This window comes from Streptomyces tateyamensis, assembly GCF_003205575.1.
Lineage (GTDB): Bacteria > Actinomycetota > Actinomycetes > Streptomycetales > Streptomycetaceae > Kitasatospora > Kitasatospora tateyamensis.
On the sequence record NZ_PYBW01000097.1, the window covers coordinates 40,572 to 59,728 of the forward strand.

Below are 19,157 nucleotides of genomic sequence, written 5' to 3' on the forward strand. Positions count from 1 at the left end.
CCGCCACGCCAGGCACACGGGTCAGTTGAGTGCCATCTCCTCCGTCAGGTTGGCCTCGGTGTTGGGCAGGCCCAGCTCCATCGCGCGCTTGTCGGCCATCGCCAGCAGGCGGCGGATCCGGCCGGCCACCGCGTCCTTGGTCAGCGGCGGGTCGGCGAGCGCGCCCAGCTCCTCCAGCGAGGCCTGCTTGTGCTGCATCCGCAGTGCGCCGGCCGCTGCCAGGTGCTCGGGCACCTCCTCGCCCAGGATCTCCAGCGCGCGCTGGACCCGGGCGCCGGCCGCGACCGCGGCGCGGGCCGAGCGGCGCAGGTTGGCGTCGTCGAAGTTGGCCAGCCGGTTGGCGGTGGCCCGCACCTCGCGGCGCAGCCGGCGCTCCTCCCAGGCCAGCACCGACTCGTGCGCGCCGAGCCGGGTGAGCAGCGCGCCGATCGCGTCGCCGTCCCGGATCACCACCCGGTCCGCGCCGCGCACCTCGCGGGCCTTGGCCGGGATGCCCAGCCGGCGGGCCGCGCCGACCAGGGCCAGGGCCGCCTCGGAGCCGGGGCAGGTGATCTCCAGCGAGGAGGACCTGCCCGGCTCGGTCAGCGAGCCGTGGGCCAGGAACGCACCGCGCCAGGCCGCCTCGGCATCGCAGGTGGCACCCGAGACCACCGCCGGGGGCAGGCCCCGGATCGGCCGGCCCCGCCCGTCCACCAACCCCGTCTGCCGGGCCAGCAGCTCACCGTCCTTGATCACCCGGACCACGTACCGGCTGCCGCGCCGCAGCCCGCTGGGGGCCATCACCACCAGTTCGGACGCGTGGCCGAAGATCTCCAGCAGGTCCTTGCGCAGCCGCCGGGCCGCAATGCCGGTGTCCAGCTCCGCCTCGATCACGATCCGACCGCTCACAATGTGCAGTCCGCCCGCGAATCGCAGGATCGCCGACACCTCAGCCTTGCGACAGCAGGCCCGGGTGACAGGGAGCCGCGAGATTTCGTCCTTCACCGCTGCCGTCATCGCCATGGGCCGATCCTTCCATGTGTCCGGAAAATCCGGTCGTACGCGGCGGCCAGAAGCTCCGGGTCGTGTCGCGGGCTGCCGTCCTTGGCGGCCACCTTGTCCAGCACCAGCGCCGCCCCCATCCGCTGGGCGGCGCTGCGCAGGCCACCCAGGTCGGCCACGCCGAAGGCACCGCCGGTGACCGCGCGCTCGTCCACCAGGATCGCATCCACCCCCAACAGCGGAGCGTGGTCGGCGATCACCTCCAGGTGGCGCTGCGGGGTGAAGCCCTCGGTCTCGCCCGGCTGGGGGGCCAGGTTGAGGCAGAGCAGCCGGCGCGCCTTGGTCTCCACCAGGGCCTTGGCCAGCTCCGGCACCAGCAGGTGCGGCAGCACGCTGGTGAACCAGGAGCCGGGGCCGAGCACCACCCAGTCGGCCTCCAGCACCGCGGTCACCGCCTCCGGCACCGCGGGCGGCTCCTCCGGCAGCAGCCGCACCGACTGCACGGTGCCCGGGGTGCCCGCCACGCTGGCCTGGCCGCGGACCGCGGCGACCAGTGCGGGGTGGGCCGGGTCGTGGCCGCGCACCTGGGCCTCGATGTCCAGCGGGACCGCCGACATCGGCAGCACCCGGCCCTGCACGTTGAGCAGCCGGGCGACCCACTCCAGGGCCGCCACCGGGTCGCCGAGCTTCTCCCACAGGGCCACGATCAGCAGGTTGCCGACCGCGTGCCCGCCCAGCTCGCCGTTGCCGGAGAACCGCTGCTGGATCACCTCGGACCAGGTGCGGCCCCACTCGTCGTCCCCGCAGAGTGCGGCCAGCGCCTTGCGCAGGTCGCCGGGCGGCAGCACGCCGAGCTCGGACCGCAGCCGGCCGCTGGAGCCGCCGTCGTCGGCCACGGTGACCACCGCGGTCAGGTCGGAGGTGAGTCGGCGCAGTGCGGAGAGCGAGGCGGACAGCCCCTGGCCGCCGCCCAGTGCGGTGATCCGCGGCGCGGTGCCCCGCGGTGCTCTCGATGCGCCCGGGGATCCCCGCTCAGCGGCCTTGTGCTGGAGCTGCCGCCCTGGCGAGTATCCCGTCACACCTACCCCACGTTCCTGTCGGTCGGCGGTGCTGGGGGACCGCCGTTACTCCCGTCCCATGTCGCGGTGCACGAGCACCGTTTCCACGCCGTCGGCGACCAGACGCTTCGTCAGCCGCTCCGACATGGCCACGCTGCGATGCTTGCCACCGGTGCAGCCTACGGCAAGGGTCATGTGGCGCTTACCCTCTCGCCGATAACCCTCGGTGACAATACGCAGGAGGTCGGTGTAACCGTCCAGGAACGCCTGGGCGCCGGGCTGGGCGAAGACGTAGTCGGCCACCGCCGCATCGGTGCCGGTGTGGGCCCGCAGCTCCGGGACCCAGTGCGGGTTGGGCAGGAAGCGGCAGTCGACCACCAGGTCGGCGTCGACCGGCAGGCCGTACTTGAAGCCGAAGCTCATCACGGTGCAGCGCAGCGCGGGCTCGTCGTGGTCGGCGAACTGGGCGTCCAGCTTGGCGCGCAGCTGGTGGACGTTGAGGTCGGTGGTGTCGATCACCAGGTCGGCCTCGCCGCGCAGCTCGCGCAGCAGGTCGCGCTCGCGGGCGATGCCGTCCACCAGGCGGGCATCGCCCTGCAGCGGGTGCGGGCGGCGCACCGACTCGAAGCGGCGCACCAGCACGTCGTCGCTGGACTCCAGGTAGACGATCCGCATCCGGGTGCCGCGCTTGTCCAGCTCCTCCAGCGAGGCGCGCAGGTCGTCGAAGAACTGGCGGCCGCGGACGTCGATCACCACGCCGATCCGGGCCACCGCGCCCTGCGAGCGGGCGCCGAGGTCGACCATGGTCGGGATCAGGGCCGGCGGCAGGTTGTCGACCACGAACCAGTCGAGGTCCTCCAAGCACTTGGCGGCCGTGCTGCGGCCGGCGCCGGACATCCCGGAGATGATGACCAGCTCGGGGGCGGTCTCGTCGCCGGCCGGCTCCGGCCGGGCCGCGCGCCCCTCGTCGGACACTGTCACTTCGGTTCCCCGCTCTCGGTGCTGTGTTGCGTTCCCTGTGGCACTTCGTCGTCCATGATCTCGCCTGTGGCGGTGTTCAGCGCGAAGGCGGAGGGTGTCCGGGAGGCCAACGCCGCGACAACAGTCTCCGCGGTGCGCCGGCCAATTCCCGGGACCTGGCAGATCTCCTCGACCGTGGCGGCCCGCAGCTTCTTCACCGAGCCGAAGTGCTTGAGCAGGGCGGTGCGCCTGGTCTCGCCCAGACCCGGCACCGCGTCCAGCCCGCCGGCGGTGAGCCGCTTGGCCCGCTTGCCGCGCTGGTAGGTGATGGCGAACCGGTGCGCCTCGTCGCGCACCCGCTGCAGCAGGTAGAGGCCCTCGCTGCTGCGCGGCAGCACCACCGGGTCGTCCTGGCCGGGCAGCCAGACCTCCTCCAGCCGCTTGGCCAGGCCGCACAGCGCCACGTCGTCGATGCCGAGCTCGTCGAGGGCGCGGCGGGCGGCGGCCACCTGGGGCTGGCCGCCGTCCACCACCAGCAGCTGGGGCGGGTAGGCGAAGCGCTTGGGGCGGCCGTCCTCGGTGCGCGGGCCGTCGCCGTCGGGGCGCGCACCGTCGTCCTCGGGGCCCTCCTCGGGGACCGCCCACTCGCCGGTCTGCTCGCGCTCGCGCAGGTAGCGGCGGAACCGGCGGCTGATCACCTCGTGCATCGAGCGGACGTCGTCCTGCCCGGAGAAGCCCTTGATCTGGAACCGGCGGTACTCGCTCTTGCGGGCCAGTCCGTCCTCGAAGACCACCATCGAGGCGACCACGTCCTCGCCCTGCAGGTGGGAGATGTCGAAACACTCGATCCGCAGCGGGACGGAGTCCAGCTCCAGCGCGTCGGCGATCTCCTGCAGCGCGCGGCTGCGGGTGGTCAGGTCGGAGGCCCGCTTGGTCTTGTGCAGCGCCAGCGCGTGTTGGGCGTTGCGGGCCACCGTCTCCATCAGGTCCTTCTTGTCGCCGCGCTGCGGCACCCGCAGGTCGACCTGGGCGCCGCGCAGGCCGGTCAGCCACTCCTGGACCGGGGCCAGCGGCTCGGGCAGCGCCGGGACCAGCACCTCGCGCGGCACCGAGGCGGTGTCGCCGCCGTAGAGCTGCTGCAGCGCGTGCTCGACCAGGGCGGCGCTGTCCACGTCCTCGACCTTGTCGGTGACCCAGCCGCGCTGGCCGCGCACCCGGCCGCCGCGCACGTGGAAGATCTGCACCGCGGCCTCCAGCTCGTCCTCGGCGAGGGCGAGCAGGTCGGCGTCGGTGCCGTCGGCCAGCACGACGGCGTTCTTCTCCATCGCGCGCTTGAGCGCCTCGATGTCGTCACGCAGCCGGGCGGCCTTCTCGTACTCCGTCTCGGCGGCGGCCTGCTGCATCTGCTGCTCCAGCCGGCGCAGCTGGTTGCCGGTCCGGCCGGCCATGAAGTCGCAGAACTCCTCGGCCAGTTCGCGGTGCTCGGCGGCCGAGACCCGGCCGACGCAGGGGGCCGCGCACTTGCCGATGTAGCCGAGCAGGCAGGGGCGGCCGACCTGCTGGGCGCGCTTGAAGACGCCGGTGGAGCAGGTGCGCACCGGGAAGACCCGCAGCAGCAGGTCCACCGTCTCGCGGATCGCCCAGGCGTGGCCGTAGGGGCCGAAGTACCGCACGCCCTTGCGGTGCGCCCCGCGCATCACCTGGACCCGGGGGAACTCCTCGTTCAGGGTGACGGCGAGCTCGGGGTAGCTCTTGTCGTCGCGGTACTTGACGTTGAACCGGGGGTCGTACTCCTTGATCCAGGAGTACTCCAGCTGCAGCGCCTCGACCTCGGTGCCGACCACCGTCCACTCCACCGAGGCCGCGGTGGTGACCATGGTGGCGGTGCGCGGGTGCAGGTTGGCCAGGTCCTGGAAGTAGGAGGAGAGCCGCGGGCGCAGGCTCTTGGCCTTGCCGACGTAGATCACCCGACCGTGCGCGTCCCGGAACCGGTAGACCCCGGGGGACGTCGGAATCGCCCCCGGTGCCGGGCGGTAGGTGGACGGGTCAGCCATGCGGTTCGGTCCCCCTCGGATGGTGCTGTCGTCTGTGGAAACCCTACTTCTGGACCATCAGTCGGCCGTTCTCGACGCTCACCGGGTAGGACGGCAGCGGCTTGGGTGCCGGGCCGTCCTGCACCGCGCCGTCGCCGGTGGAGAACCGGCTGCCGTGGCAGGGGCACTGGATCTGGTTGTCCTTGACCTGGTCCACGATGCAGCCGGCGTGCGTGCAGCGGGCGCTGAACGCCTTGTACTGGCCGGCGGTGGGCTGGGTCACCACGACCAACTGGTCGCGGAAGACCTTGCCGCCGCCGACCGGCACGTCGGCCGCGGCGCCGACCTCGACGGCGGCCGTGCTCCTGGCCGGCGTGGTCGCGGTCGAGCCGGAGCCGCTGCCCCCCGAGGCGCCGGCCGAGGAGCAGCCGGCCACCGCGACGGCAGAGCCGCCCGCCAGCACGGCCGCCCCGCAGCAGAGCAGGGTGCGGCGGGAGGTGGTGGGAAGCTCGGCGGACTCGGACATGGTGCGAACTCCTGGGCGGGACGGCGGCTGGGGGACGGCGGCAGTCTAGCTGCGGTCCCTCAGCGCGCCGCCGCCGCTCACTTCTTGGCGGTGGCCCGCTTGCGGGCGGCCCGCGGGGCGGGCACCGGGGCCTCGTCGGTGATCCGGTCGCCGAGGATGTCCCGCAGGAACTTGCCGGTGTGACTGGCCGTCACCTGGGCGATCTCCTCCGGGGTGCCCTCAGCCACCACGGTGCCGCCGCCGCTGCCGCCCTCCGGCCCCATGTCCACGACCCAGTCGGCGGTCTTGATCACATCGAGGTTGTGCTCGATGACGATCACCGTGTTGCCCTTCTCGACCAGACCGGAGAGCACCTTGATCAGCTTGCTGATGTCCTCAAAGTGCAGACCGGTGGTCGGCTCGTCCAGCACGTAGACCGTCCGGCCGGTGGAGCGCTTCTGCAGCTCGGAGGCGAGCTTGACGCGCTGCGCCTCGCCGCCGGAGAGGGTGGGTGCGCTCTGGCCGAGCCGGACGTAGCCGAGGCCGACGTCGTTCAGCGTGCGCAGGTGGCGGGCGATGGCGGGCACCGCCTCGAAGAAGTGCAGCGCCTCCTCGATGGGCATGTCGAGCACCTCGGCGATCGACTTGCCCTTGTAGTGCACCTCGAGCGTCTCCCGGTTGTACCGGGCCCCGTGGCAGACCTCGCAGGGCACGTAGACGTCCGGCAGGAAGTTCATCTCGATCTTGATCGTGCCGTCGCCGGAGCAGTTCTCGCAGCGGCCGCCCTTGACGTTGAACGAGAACCGGCCCTGCAGGTAGCCGCGCACCTTCGCCTCGGTGGTCTCCGCGAAGAGCTTGCGGACGTGGTCGAAGACGCCGGTGTAGGTGGCCGGGTTGGACCGCGGAGTGCGGCCGATCGGCGACTGGTCCACGTGCACCACCTTGTCCACCTGGTCGGTGCCGGTGATCCGGGTGTGCCGGCCGGGGACGCTGCGCGCCCCGTTCAGCTCGCGGGCCAGGTGGGTGTAGAGGATGTCGTTGACCAGGGTGGACTTGCCGGAGCCGGAGACACCGGTGATCGCGGTGAAGGTGCCGAGCGGGAAACCCACCGTGACGTCGCGCAGGTTGTGCTCGCGCGCGCCGTGCACGGTGATCTGGCGCTTCTTGTCCCGCGGGCGGCGCACCCCCGGGATCGGGATCGAGCGCTTGCCGGAGAGGTACTGGCCGGTCAGCGACTCCTCGTTGGCCAGCAGCTCCTTGAGCGCCCCGGAGTGCACCACCTTGCCGCCGTGCTCGCCGGCGCCGGGGCCGATGTCGACCACCCAGTCGGCGGTCTTGATGGTGTCCTCGTCGTGCTCGACCACGATCAGGGTGTTGCCGATGTCGCGCAGCCGGACCAAGGTCTCGATCAGCCGGTGGTTGTCCCGCTGGTGCAGGCCGATCGAGGGCTCGTCCAGCACGTAGAGGACGCCGACCAGGCCGGAGCCGATCTGGGTGGCCAGCCGGATCCGCTGCGCCTCGCCGCCGGACAGGGTGCCGGCCGCGCGGTTGAGCGAGAGGTAGTCCAGGCCGACGTCGACCAGGAACCGCAGCCGCTCGTTGACCTCCTTCAGCACCCGCTCGGCGATCTTCTTGTCGCGGGCCGTCAGCTTCATCGCGCCGAGGAAGTCGGCGCAGTCGCTGATCGACATCGCCGAGACCTCGGCGATCGACCTGCCCTGCACGGTGACCGCGAGCACCACCGGCTTGAGCCGGGTGCCCTGGCAGGCCGGGCAGGGCACCTCGCGCATGTACCCCTCGAAGCGCTCGCGCCCCGAATCGGTCTCGGCCTCGGTGTGCCGGCGCTGGACGAAGGGGATGACGCCCTCGAAGCCGGTGACGTAGGAGCGCTCGCGGCCGTAGCGGTTGTTGTACCGGACCTCGACCTTGGCCTTGTGGCCGTAGAGCAGCGCCTTCTTGGCCCGGGCCGGCAGGCCGGCCCACGGGATGTCGGTGCGGAAGCCCAGCTCGCCGGCCAGCGCGGCGATCAGTCGGCCGAAGTACTCCTTCATGTGGCCGCCGGACCAGGGGTGGATCGCCCCCTCCTCCAGCGACTTCTCCTCGTCGGGGACGACCAGTTCGGGGTCGACCTCCATCCGGCTGCCCAGGCCGGTGCACTCGGGGCAGGCGCCGAACGGGGAGTTGAAGGAGAAGGAGCGCGGCTCCAGCTCCTCGAAGGAGACGTCGTCGTACGGGCAGTAGAGGTGCTCGGAGTACATCCGCTCGCGCTCGGCATCGCCCGCGTCGAGGTCGACGAAGTCGAGCACCACCATGCCGCCGGAGAGCTTGAGGGCCGTCTCCACCGAGTCGGTCAGCCGGCGCTTGGCGCTCTCCTTGACGGTGAGGCGGTCGATCACCACCTCGATGGTGTGCTTCTCCTGCTTCTTGAGCACGGGGGGCTCGGTCAGCTGGACCGTCTCCCCGTCCACCCGGGCCCGGGCGTAGCCCTTGGACTGCAGGTCGGCGAAGAGGTCGACGAACTCGCCCTTGCGCTCGCGCACCACCGGGCTGAGCACCTGGAACCTGGTGCCCTCGGTGAGCTTCAGCACCTGGTCGACGATGGCCTGCGGGGACTGCTTGGCGATCGGGCGGCCGCAGTGCGGGCAGTGCGGCTTGCCGACGCGGGCGAAGAGCAGCCGCAGGTAGTCGTAGACCTCGGTGATGGTGCCCACGGTGGAGCGCGGGTTGCGGTTGGTGGACTTCTGGTCGATCGAGACGGCCGGGGAGAGGCCCTCGATGAAGTCCACGTCCGGCTTGTCCATCTGGCCGAGGAACTGGCGGGCGTAGGAGGACAGCGACTCGACGTACCGGCGCTGGCCCTCGGCGAAGATCGTGTCGAACGCCAGCGAGGACTTCCCCGAGCCGGACAGGCCCGTGAAGACGATCAGGGCGTCCCGGGGCAGGTCGAGCGAGACGTTCTTGAGGTTGTGCTCGCGGGCACCGCGGACGATGAGGCGATCGGCCACTGCTACTGGCGCCTTTCTCCGGGATCTGGCAACAAGAGAACTTCTCCAGTGTCGCCGATCAGCGTATAGCTCAGGCGTTCGATTATCGAGCTTGTCCAATGGACCCCACCCGGACGAGTGAACGCCGCACCGAGTCAACCGCATACCACTGACAGTCGGGCTGCGTCGCGCCCACTCCCCGCCCGACCACCCGCCCGGCGATAGCCTTCGGCTGTCCAACGATCCAGGCCCTGCAAGGCAACGCCCGTCCGGAGGCCCCACCTGATGACCACGCCCGCCGAGACCGCCGCCACCACCCTGCGCGAGGTGGCGGCCGCCACCGAGCACCTGCTGCACACCGTCGCCGAGCTGGACCCCGAGGCGGTGGCCGAGCCCTGCGCGCTGCCCGGCTGGACCCGCGGCCACCTGCTGGCCCACCTGTCCCGCAACGCCGACTCGCTGGTCAACCTGCTGGAGTCGGCCCGCACCGGCCAGGACATCCCGCAGTACGCCGACGAGCAGGCCCGCGAGGACGGCATCCAGCAGGGCGCCGGCCGCCCGCTCGCCGAGCAGGCGGCCGACCTGCGGGCCAGCGCCGACCGGCTGGCCGCGGCCGCCGCCGCGCTGCCGGCCGAGGCCTGGGGGGCCGAGCTGAAGCACCGGCACGGCTACACCTTCCCGGCCAGTGAGCTGCCCTGGAAGCGGCTGTGCGAGCTGGAGTACCACCATGTCGACCTGGCCGCCGGCTACACCCCCGCGCACTGGCCGGACGGCTTCGCCACCGCCGAGTTCCGCAAGCTGACCGGCCGGTTCGCCACCCTGGACGGCCTGCCCGCGGTCGAGCTGGTCGCCGAGGACACCGGCGACCGGGCCCGGCTGGGCACCGGTGCCGGCGCCGAGGCCCCCTTCGAGCTGCGGGTGGAGGGGCCGGTGCGGGCGCTGCTGGCCTGGCTCTCCGGCCGGGCCGACGGCGACGGGCTGCAGGTGCACCGCAACGGCGAGCTGCTCACCGACCCGCGCACCGCCCTGCCCGCGCTGCCCCCGATGGGCTGACCCGGGATCATGTTCCCGTTCCGCTGTGCCACTCGACTGTTCTGCTGTGCCACCTGACTGTGAGGAGTAGGTCTTGAGCTACCACGGAGACGTCCACGTCGGCGGTCGGCCCGACGTCCGCGAATTGGCCCACCTGATCATCACCAAGGTCGCCGTCGGCCCGACGAACAACAACGCCTACCTGCTGCGCTGCCGGGCCACCGACGAGCAGTTGCTGATCGACGCGGCCGCGGACGCCCCGGTGCTGCTGGAGACGGTCGGCGAGGGGCTGGCCACCGTGGTCACCACCCACCGCCACCCGGACCACTGGGGCGCGCTGGCCGAGGTGGTGGCCGCCACCGGCGCCCGCACCGCGGCCGGCCGCTTCGACGCCGAGGGCATCCCGGTCCCCACCGACCTGCCGCTGTCCGACGGCGACACCGTCCGGGTCGGCCGGGCCGAGCTGACCGCCCGCCACCTGGTCGGGCACACCCCCGGCTCGATCGCGCTGGTCTACGACGACCCGGAGGGCCACCCGCACGTCTTCACCGGCGACTGCCTCTTCCCGGGCGGGGTCGGCAACACCTGGAAGGATCCGGAGGCCTTCGCCAGCCTGCTGGACGGCGTCACCACCAAGCTCTTCGACGCGCTGCCGGACGAGACCTGGGTCTACCCGGGCCACGGCAAGGACACCACGCTCGGTGCCGAGCGCCCGCACCTGGCCGAATGGCGCGAGCGCGGCTGGTGACACCCGCCGGTGGCCGCCGCCCGCCCGGGCCGGCGGCCACCGGGCTGCGGCTCAGCCGGTGAGCTCGCGCGCCGCGCCCCGGCGCGAGGCCCACAGGCTGCTGGCCGTGGTGGCCGCGAGCACCAGCACGATGAACCCCAGCGAGAGCGGGGTGCTGATCTCCGGCACCGCCACCCCGCCCTCGTGCAGGGCGTGCAGCACCAGCTTGATCCCGATGAAGCCGAGGATCACCGAGAGCCCGTAGCTCAGGTGCACCAGCCGCTGCAGCAGCCCGCCGAGCAGGAAGTACAGCTGGCGCAGGCCCATCAGGGCGAAGGCGTTGGCGGTGAAGACGATGTACGGGTCCTGGGTCAGGCCGAAGATCGCCGGGATCGAGTCCAGCGCGAAGAGCAGGTCGGTCAGCCCGATCGCCAGCATCACCACGGTCATCGCGGAGATCGCCGGGAACCACCGGCGCACCGCCAGCAGCAGCGCGTTCTCCTCGAACTCGCTCTCCTGGTGGCCGGACCGGGCCTCCTTGACCAGCTTCCAGGCGGTCCAGATCAGGAACGCGCCGAACAGGTAGAAGATCCAGGAGAAGCTGGCCACCAGGGCCGCGCCGCCGGCGATGAACAGCGCCCGCAGCACCAGCGCTATCAGCACGCCGACCAGCAGCACCCGCTGCTGCTGCGCCTTGGGCACCGCGAACTTGGCCATGATCAGCACGAAGACGAAGAGGTTGTCCACGCTCAGCGACTTCTCGGTGACGTAGCCGGCGAAGAACTCCCCCGCCTTGCCGCCGCCGAACTGCCACCAGAGGAAGCCGCCGAAGGCGAGAGCCAGGGCCACCCAGACCCCGGTCCAGATGCCGGCCTCCTTGAGCGAGACCTCGTGCGGCTTGCGGCCGCCGATGAAGAAATCGGCGGCGATCAGGGCGATCAGGACCCCGATGGTGGCCGCCCACAGGGCGAACGAAACGTCCACGGAACTGCTCCTCCGGCATGGATTCGATGCCGGAGGTCTCTTCCGCCCGCCTGCGGCGAGCCGGCGAACCCGGGCGACCGGTCGGAGGTCGCCGTGATGACGGGAAGCGCCGAGGGGGAATACTCCCCTCCGTTACTGCGAAGGCTACCAGAGAACGTCAAGCGCAGGTAAAGAAGTCAGAGGAACGGCGCGATGGCCGGCAGCATGTCCTGGAAGGTCCGGGCCTGCGCCACCGCCCCGATCGCCTGCATCGCCCAGCCGTCGCCGTCCGGCTCGCGGTAGACCTTGGCCATGATCTGGCCGGTGTGCGCGCCGCCGCCGGCCAGCTCGTAGCGGGCCAGCTCCTGGCCGCCGAACTCGTCCACCAGGCGGCAGTGCGCGGCGGCCAGCTCGGTGAACGGCTGGCCGCCGTACGAGCTGACGGTGAAGACCAGCTGGGTGATCCGGGCCGGGATCCGGCTCAGGTCCACCACGATCGACTCGTCATCGCCGCCGGCCACGGCGCCGCCGACCCTGCTGTCGCCGGCGTGCCGCACCGAGCCGTCGTTGCTCACCAGGTGCTTGAAGAAGACCACGTCGGTCGGCACCCGGTCGGTGTAGAGCAGCGCGGAGGCGTCCAGGTCGATCTGCCGGGGCTTGCTGCCGAACAGGCCGCGCTTGGGCACCGCCTGCCAGCCCAGGCCCATCCGGACCAGGGTCATTGCCTCCCCGGTCGACCGGCGCAGCCGGACCTGCTGCCCCTTGCTCAGACTCACCGACACGGTGCGGCCCCCTCCGATGTACGCCACCCTCACCCTAGGCCCTGGGCCGGACCCCCGACCAGGGGCCCCGGCCCCGCGCGGGGCCCCGCCCCGGGTCAGGCGATGCCGGCCTCGCGCATCTGGCGCAGCTCCTTCTTCAGCTCCTTGACCTCGTCGCGCAGCCGGGCCGCCAGCTCGAACTGGAGCGAGGCGGCGGCCGTGTGCATCCGCTCGGTCATGTCCTGGATCAGCTGGGCCAGTTCGGCGGCCGGCAGGCTCCTGGTGTCCTTCTGGCCGACCCCCAGGGCGGGCACCGGAGCCCGGCCCTTGGCCTTGGCGTCCCGGTAGCCGCTGGACATCAGCTCCTCGGTGTCCACCTCCTCGCGGGCCAGGGTGTCCAGGATGTCGCCGATCTTCTTGCGCAGCGGCTGCGGGTCGATGCCGTGCTTCTCGTTGTAGGCCTGCTGGACGGCTCGGCGGCGGTTGGTCTCGTCGATCGCCCGCTCCATCGACGGGGTGATCCGGTCCGCGTACATGTGGACCTGGCCGGAGACGTTGCGGGCGGCGCGGCCGATGGTCTGGATCAGCGAGGTGCCGGAGCGCAGGAAGCCCTCCTTGTCCGCGTCCAGGATCGCCACCAGGGAGACCTCGGGCAGGTCCAGGCCCTCGCGCAGCAGGTTGATGCCGACCAGCACGTCGTACTTGCCGGCCCGCAGCTCACGCAGCAGCTCGACCCGGCGCAGCGTGTCGATGTCGCTGTGCAGGTAGCGGACCCGGATGTCCAGGCCGACCAGGTAGTCGGTGAGGTCCTCGGACATCTTCTTGGTGAGCGTGGTGACCAGCACCCGCTCGTCCTTCTCCACCCGGGCCCGGATCTCGTGCACCAAGTCGTCGATCTGGCCCTCGGTCGGCTTGACGATCACCTCGGGGTCGATCAGGCCGGTCGGGCGGATGATCTGCTCGACCGTGCCGTCGCCGCGGGACAGCTCGTAGGGGCCGGGGGTGGCGGAGAGGTAGACGGTCTGGCCGATCCGCCCCAGGAACTCTTCCCACTTGAGCGGGCGGTTGTCCAGCGCGGAGGGCAGCCGGAAGCCGTGGTCCACCAGGGTGCGCTTGCGCGAGGCGTCGCCCTCGTACATCGCGCCGATCTGCGGGACGGTCACGTGCGACTCGTCGATGACCAGGAGGAAGTCCTCCGGGAAGTAGTCCAGCAGGGTGTTCGGCGGGGAGCCGGGCTCGCGGCCGTCGAAGTGCATCGAGTAGTTCTCCACGCCGGAGCAGGAGCCGATCTGACGGAGCATCTCGATGTCGTAGGTGGTGCGCATCCGCAGCCGCTGGGCCTCCAGCAGCTTGCCCTGCTTCTCCAGCACGGCAAGCCGCTCGGCGAGCTCGGCCTCGATGCCGTTGACCGCCCGCTCCATCCGCTCCGGGCCGGCCACGTAGTGGGTGGCGGGGAAGATGTGGATCGACTGGTCCTGGCGGATGATCTCGCCGGTCAGCGGGTGCAGCAGGTAGAGCGCCTCGATCTCGTCGCCGAACATCTCGATCCGGACCGCGAGCTCCTCGTAGACCGGGAAGATCTCGACGGTGTCGCCGCGCACCCGGAAGGTGCCGCGGGTGAAGGCCAGGTCGTTGCGGGTGTACTGGATGTCGACGAAGCGGCGCAGCAGCGCGTCCCGGTCGACCTCCTCGCCGACCCGCAGCTGGACCATCCGGTCCACGTACTCCTGCGGGGTGCCCAGGCCGTAGATGCAGGAGACCGAGGCGACCACCACCACGTCCCGGCGGGTGAGCAGCGAGTTGGTCGCGGAGTGGCGCAGCCGCTCGACCTCCTCGTTGATCGAGGAGTCCTTCTCGATGTAAGTGTCGGTCTGCGGGACGTAGGCCTCGGGCTGGTAGTAGTCGTAGTACGAGACGAAGTACTCGACCGCGTTGTTCGGCAGCAGCTCGCGGAACTCGTTGGCCAGCTGGGCGGCCAGGGTCTTGTTCGGCGCCATCACCAGGGTGGGCCGCTGGAGCTTCTCGATCATCCAGGCGGTGGTGGCCGACTTGCCGGTGCCGGTGGCGCCCAGCAGGACGACGTCCTTCTCGCCCGCGCGGATGCGGCGCTCCAGCTCGGCGATCGCCGCCGGCTGGTCGCCGTTGGGCTGGTAGGGGCTGACGACCTCGAAGGGCGCCTTGGTCCGCTCAATGCTCGTGATGGGTCGCACGGATCCACCGTACGACCCATCGCCGACATTCAGCCGGGGATCACATGTCCGGGCAGGTGAACGGGGCGAGTTCGGCCAGCCAGGGCTGCCCGTCGCCGGCCTTGTTGCCGGACGGCTGGTAGCTGAGCGGCTCGAGGAGCAGGCCGGATCCGGCCGGCGCGGTCGAGCCGGTCCACAGGTTGATCTTCTGCCAGGCCTGGCCGTCGATCACCGAGACGGTGTCCGGCTTGCCGCCGCAGGAGTTGGCGGAGACCTGGCGCCGGCTGTGCGCGGGCGAGTCCGGCCCGGCGGCGTACACGCCGGTGTTGGCCGGCGCGGTCCAGGTCCCGGTCAGGGTGTCGGCGGTCGCGTAGCCGGTACCGGTGCCGCTGCAGAAGCCGCAGTTCTTGTCGGCGTAGGTGAGCACCCACTTGTGGCTCGCGCTGTCCTTGAACAGGCCGGTGGACTCCACGTTGCCCAGCTCGGTGCTGTCCAGCTTGCCCAGGTGGGTGATTCCGGTCCCGCTGCCGTCGGTGCCCCAGTAGCTCAGCTCCTCCAACGAGAGCGAGCCGGTGCCGGGCATCGGGCAGACCAGCGCGAGGGTGTTGTCCTCGACGCTGGTGCTCAGCCCCGCGTCACCGTTGGCGCCGTCGCACTGGTGCAGGCTCGGGCGGTGGGTGGTGCCGTAGGGCGCCCCGGCCGAGGCCCCGCACGGGCCGGTCGGGCCGTTGCAGCCCATCGTCATATAGCCGTTCGTGGCCGTGTAGGGGGCGGGCAGGTTCTTGTAGCCGGGGGCGTTGAACCACAGGATGAAGACGCCGTCGTTGGCGCCCCAGCCCGAGCGCTGGATCATCCGCGGCGAGAAGCAGCCGGAGCCGGAGCCGCAGACCGCCTGGTACGTGTGGCCCGGGTAGTACGGGTCGTCGGCGGTCGCCGAGAAGAGCAGCTGGGGCGTGGACCACGGGCCGTTCATGCTGGACGCCGTCGAGACGCCGAAGCCGCACCACTGGGTGGCGGTCGCCAGCCAGGTGTAGCCGCAGTTGTACATCGTGCCGTACAGGTAGTAGGTCGAGCCGAACTTCTGGATCTGGCCGTCGTGCAGGTCCACCCCGCTGATCGTCACCGGGGCCGGCGGTGCGGTCGCGGGCGGCGGCGCGTCGGTGCAGCCGAAGGCGGCGAGCTCGGGGCGCCAGACCTGGCCGTCACCGGCGGTGTGGCTGCTCGCCTTGAAGTTCAGCGGCTCGAACCGCAGGTTGGCGCCCTTCTCGTTCATCGCACCGGTCCACAGGTCGATCTTCTCCCAGGCCTGGCCGTCGATCACCGAGACGGTGTCCACCTGGCCGCCGCAGGAGCCGGGCGAGAAGATCCGCCGGGCGTCGTCGGACTGGCCCACGCCCTTGTTGCCCTGCACCGTCCACGGGCCCAGCATGTGGGGCGCGGTCGCGTAACCCGCGCCGGTGCCCGCGCAGTAGCCGCAGTTGTGGTCGGCGAAGGTCATCACCCAGGTGCCGGAGGCGTCCCGGTAGGCGCCCATCGCCTCGGCGTTGGCGATGCCGGGGACCTTGTCGACACCGACCCCGGTGCCGTTGGTGCCCCACTTGTCGAGCTGCTCCACGGAGACCGAGGTGGTGCCGACCGACGGGCAGATCAGCGCGATCGAGCTCGGCTCGCCGACGGCCACGCGCTCCGAGTCGGCGGTCAGGCCCGGGTCGCCGTTGGCGCCGTCGCACTGGTGCAGGGTCGGGCGGTGGGTGGTGCCGTAGGGCGCGCCGGCCGAGGCGCCGCACGGGCCGGTCGGACCGTTGCAGCCCATCGTCATGTAGGCGTGCGAGGCGGTGTTGGGGGCCGGCAGGCTCATGTACGCGGGTGCGTTGAACCAGAGCACGAAGACGTTGTCGCCGGCGCCCCAGCCGGACCGCTGCACCATCCGCGGCGAGAAGCAGCCGGAGCGGTGGTTTCCGCAGACGTCCTGGTAGGTGTGGCCCGGGTTGTACGGGTCGGGCGCGTCCTTCGAGAAGAGCATGACGGGCGTCGACCAGGGCCCGCTCATGCTCGACGCCGTCGAGACGCCGAACCCGCACCACGGGGTGGGTTGCTGCTGCCAGGTGTAGCCGCAGTTGTACATCGTGCCGTACAGGTAGTACGTCGAGCCGAACTTCTGGATCTGGCCGTCGTGCAGGTCAACCCCGCTGACGGTGACTCCGGCGGGCACGGGCGCGGTGCCGGGTATGTTGGCGGGAGGGCCGATCGGGACGGCTGCCCGGGCGGCGCCCGGGAGGGCGCCGAGGAGCGCGGCGATCAGCAGCAGCAGGACTGCCACGGCCGGGCCGGGACGGCGGATGGTGCGGGGCATCAAGGAGCTCCAGCAGAGGGAAGGGTGACGGCCCGTCCGTCGGTGGACGACCGGTCGACACCCTAGGCAGCCGGTCTAACACCGGCCTAACGCCCCCTCAGCCGCGGGCGCTGTCCCGGGCCAGCGCCACCAGGCGGGAGACCGCCCGCAGGTACTTCTTGCGGTAGCCGCCCTTGAGCATCTCCGCCGAGAAGACCTGGTCGAACGGGATGCCGGAGGCGGTGATCGGCAGCTCCCGGTCGTACATCCGGTCGGCCAGCACCACCAGGCGCAGCGCGGTGGACTGGTCCTCCACCGGGCAGACCCCCTGCAGGAAGACCGCATGCACGTCGTCCAGCAGCGCGCCGTAGCGGCTCGGGTGGACCGCCGACAGGTGCCGCAGCAGTGCCGGGAAGTCGTCCAGCGCGGCACCCGGGGCCTGCTCGGCCCGCTCGGCGACCTGCTGGTCGGTGTACGGCGGCGGGGCGGCCGGCAGGCCGCGGTGGCGGTAGTCCTGGCCGTCGATCCGCACCGACCTGAAGTGCGCCGACAGGCCCTGGATCTCCCGCATGAAGTCGGTGGCCGCGAACCGGCCCTCGCCCAGCTTCTCCGGCAGGGTGTTGGAGGTGGCGGCCAGCTTGACGCCGGCCTCGACCAGCCGGGAGAGCAGGGTGGAGACCAGCACGGTGTCGCCCGGGTCGTCCAGCTCGAACTCGTCGATGCACAGCAGCTTGTGCCCGGACAGGGTGGCCACCGCCTGCTGGAAGCCGAGCGCACCGACCAGGTTGGTCAGCTCGACGAAGGTGCCGAAGGCCTTCGGCCCGGGCACCGCGTGCCAGAGCGAGGCGAGCAGGTGGGTCTTGCCGACGCCGTAACCGCCGTCCAGGTAGACCCCGGCCGGGCCGGTCGGGGCGGGGGCGGCGCGGCGGAACCAGCCGCGCCGCGGGGCCTCGGCGGCGTTCAGGCCGGCGGCGAACTCCGCCAGCACGGTGACGGCCTCGGCCTGGCTGGGCTGGGTCGGGTCGGGCAGGTAGGAGCCGAAGCTGACCCCGGCGAACCGCGGCGGGGGCACCATCTCGGCGACCAGCCGCTCGGCGGCGACCACCGGGCGGCGCTCGACCAGCGAGACGGGTGGGGCCGCGGTGGTTATGGCATGGGGGTGTGAGGCTGCGGACACGGTAATAAAGCCTACGCGCCGTGGAACACTGCCAGTCATGCGCCGACTGATCCCTGCATCACACTCCCAGGAGCTTGACCAGGACGACCTGGCCGCGCTCGCCGAGGTCTACGCGTACCCCGAGCAGGTGAACTTGGGCCGGCCCTGGCTACGCGCCAACATGGTCTCCTCGCTGGACGGGGCGGCCCGGCTGGACGGGCTCTCCGCGGGGTTGTCGAGCACCGCGGACAAGCGGATCTTCGGGGTGCTGCGGGCCCTGTGCGACGTGGTGCTGGTGGGCGCCGAGACGGTCCGCGCCGAGGGGTATCGGCCGGCCCGGGCCCGGGAGGGGTTCGCCGCCGCCCGGGCCGCGGCCGGGCAGGCGCCGGCCCCGGCGATCGCCGTGGTCAGCCGCAGCCTGGACCTGGACCTGACCGCCCCGCTGTTCACCGAGCCGCTGGTGCGCACCGTCGTGGTCACCACCAGGGACGCCCCCGCCGCTGCCCGGGCGGCGGTGGCCGAGGTGGCCGACCTGGTCGAGGCCGGGCACGGCTCGGTGGACCTGGTGGCGGCCCAGCGGGAGCTGACCGCGCGCGGCTGGACCCGGCAGTTGACCGAGGGCGGTCCCCGGCTGCTGGCCGGACTGGCCGGGTCCGGGCTGCTGGACGAGCTCTGCCTCTCGCTGGCCCCGCTGATGACCGCCGGTGACGCGCCACGGATCATGCACGGACTGGAAATGCCGGACGCGCAGGCGATGCGGCTGGTCTCATTGATCGAGCAGAAAGGTTTCATCTTTACCCGCTACTGCCGAGCGGGCAATCCTGAACCGGGTCAGTGATCACTCCCAAGGGGCCGGTGTGCCGCGTGTGCCGCGTGAGGAAAGCTTCCGCCGGGCACTATGAGAGGGGACACCGGACCCCGGGGGCCTGCGACACGGAAGGGACTCTTGTGTTCAAGACCGTACTGATGATCGAAAAGGCGCTCTCCGACGCCGACGTGGAGCTGGTCACCACGCTCCACGGCGAGGAGAAGGTCTCCTTCGTCGTCCTGATGCAACCCCGCGGAAAGACCGACGAACTGCTGCGCGCACTGGACGACGTGGCACTCGGGCATCTGGACAAGGCGGTGCACGAGCGCACCGAGGCGGGAGCTGCGGAGGTGGCGGACGAGTCGCTCGAACACAGCCTGCGCCACCTGCGGGCGGCGGGGGCCGAGGCGGTCGGCCGGGTGGTCGTCGAGCACCCGCTGGACAGCCTGCGCGCGGTGTGCGAGGAGACCGGCGCGGACGAGGTGCTGGTGCTGACCGCACCGCACTTCGTGGAGGAGTTCTTCCACCGGGACTGGGCCTCCCAGGCCCGGCACAAGGTGGGGGTCCCGGTGCTGAAGCTGTTCGCCAGCGAGTCCTGAGCGCGTCACCGGCCGCCGTCGGTGGTGCAGAATCGTCCTTGCGGGCGGCGCCCCCGGGGAGCCCGCTCG

Annotated in this window: 15 protein-coding genes; 4 read left to right on the forward strand and 11 right to left on the reverse strand. The window is 71.7% G+C overall.

The genetic code is table 11. The annotated features are described in order from the left end of the window. Positions 1-21: 21 nt before the first annotated feature. From whiA to uvrA, 6 genes are all read right to left on the reverse strand, one after another. Positions 22-1,002, reverse strand: coding sequence for a DNA-binding protein WhiA (gene whiA, locus C7C46_RS24545; RefSeq protein ID WP_110672079.1), 981 nt, complete (start codon positions 1,000-1,002; stop codon positions 22-24). Continuing rightward, positions 993-2,060: a gluconeogenesis factor YvcK family protein gene (locus C7C46_RS24550; protein WP_110672080.1), complete on the reverse strand. Its 1,068-nt coding sequence runs from the start codon at positions 2,058-2,060 to the stop codon at positions 993-995. The genes whiA and C7C46_RS24550 overlap by 10 nt, the downstream gene beginning before the upstream one ends. A gap of 45 nt (positions 2,061-2,105) precedes the next feature. Next, complete coding sequence (gene rapZ / locus C7C46_RS24555) at positions 2,106-3,020, reverse strand: RNase adapter RapZ (protein ID WP_110672081.1); 915 nt, start codon at positions 3,018-3,020, stop codon at positions 2,106-2,108. After that, positions 3,017-5,053, reverse strand: a complete 2,037-nt coding sequence (gene uvrC / locus C7C46_RS24560; RefSeq protein WP_110672082.1) for an excinuclease ABC subunit UvrC — start codon at positions 5,051-5,053, stop codon at positions 3,017-3,019. The genes rapZ and uvrC overlap by 4 nt, the downstream gene beginning before the upstream one ends. Positions 5,054-5,096: 43 nt before the next feature. Beyond that, positions 5,097-5,558 carry a Rieske (2Fe-2S) protein gene (locus C7C46_RS24565; protein WP_110672083.1) on the reverse strand — a complete coding sequence of 154 codons (462 nt, stop codon included), beginning with the start codon at positions 5,556-5,558 and terminating at the stop codon, positions 5,097-5,099. Between the two features lie 77 nt (positions 5,559-5,635). Then, the gene (gene uvrA / locus C7C46_RS24570) at positions 5,636-8,542 is read right to left on the reverse strand and encodes an excinuclease ABC subunit UvrA (RefSeq protein WP_110672084.1); all 2,907 of its coding nucleotides are present in this window, start codon (positions 8,540-8,542) and stop codon (positions 5,636-5,638) included. Positions 8,543-8,806: 264 nt separating this feature from the next. Here uvrA and C7C46_RS24575 point away from each other — a divergent pair, with 264 nt between their 5' ends. Beyond that, the gene (locus tag C7C46_RS24575; RefSeq protein ID WP_110672085.1) at positions 8,807-9,574 is read left to right on the forward strand and encodes a maleylpyruvate isomerase family mycothiol-dependent enzyme; all 768 of its coding nucleotides are present in this window, start codon (positions 8,807-8,809) and stop codon (positions 9,572-9,574) included. 73 nt (positions 9,575-9,647) lie between these two features. Next, positions 9,648-10,301, forward strand: a complete 654-nt coding sequence (locus C7C46_RS24580) for an MBL fold metallo-hydrolase (RefSeq protein ID WP_110672086.1) — start codon at positions 9,648-9,650, stop codon at positions 10,299-10,301. A gap of 51 nt (positions 10,302-10,352) precedes the next feature. Here the strand turns inward: C7C46_RS24580 and C7C46_RS24585 are convergent, their stop codons facing one another. From C7C46_RS24585 to zapE, 5 genes are all read right to left on the reverse strand, one after another. Continuing rightward, the gene (locus tag C7C46_RS24585) at positions 10,353-11,264 is read right to left on the reverse strand and encodes a TerC family protein (protein WP_110672087.1); all 912 of its coding nucleotides are present in this window, start codon (positions 11,262-11,264) and stop codon (positions 10,353-10,355) included. Between the two features lie 176 nt (positions 11,265-11,440). Next, positions 11,441-12,025 carry a TerD family protein gene (locus tag C7C46_RS24590; RefSeq protein ID WP_110672088.1) on the reverse strand — a complete coding sequence of 195 codons (585 nt, stop codon included), beginning with the start codon at positions 12,023-12,025 and terminating at the stop codon, positions 11,441-11,443. Between the two features lie 95 nt (positions 12,026-12,120). Continuing rightward, complete coding sequence (gene uvrB, locus C7C46_RS24595) at positions 12,121-14,214, reverse strand: excinuclease ABC subunit UvrB (RefSeq protein ID WP_110672089.1); 2,094 nt, start codon at positions 14,212-14,214, stop codon at positions 12,121-12,123. A 40-nt stretch (positions 14,215-14,254) separates the two neighbouring features. Further along, a complete protein-coding gene (locus tag C7C46_RS24600; RefSeq protein WP_110672090.1) occupies positions 14,255-16,546 on the reverse strand; it encodes a glycoside hydrolase family protein in 2,292 nt (763 codons plus the stop codon). 97 nt (positions 16,547-16,643) lie between these two features. Beyond that, a complete protein-coding gene (gene zapE, locus C7C46_RS24605; protein WP_245984804.1) occupies positions 16,644-17,702 on the reverse strand; it encodes a cell division protein ZapE in 1,059 nt (352 codons plus the stop codon). 37 nt (positions 17,703-17,739) lie between these two features. Between zapE and C7C46_RS24610 the strand changes: the two genes are divergently transcribed. Together C7C46_RS24610 and C7C46_RS24615 are read left to right on the forward strand one after the other, a co-directional pair. Further along, positions 17,740-18,519 carry a dihydrofolate reductase family protein gene (locus tag C7C46_RS24610; protein WP_110672092.1) on the forward strand — a complete coding sequence of 260 codons (780 nt, stop codon included), beginning with the start codon at positions 17,740-17,742 and terminating at the stop codon, positions 18,517-18,519. A gap of 110 nt (positions 18,520-18,629) precedes the next feature. Next, positions 18,630-19,088, forward strand: coding sequence for an indole-3-glycerol phosphate synthase (locus C7C46_RS24615; RefSeq protein ID WP_110672093.1), 459 nt, complete (start codon positions 18,630-18,632; stop codon positions 19,086-19,088). Positions 19,089-19,157 lie beyond the last annotated feature (69 nt).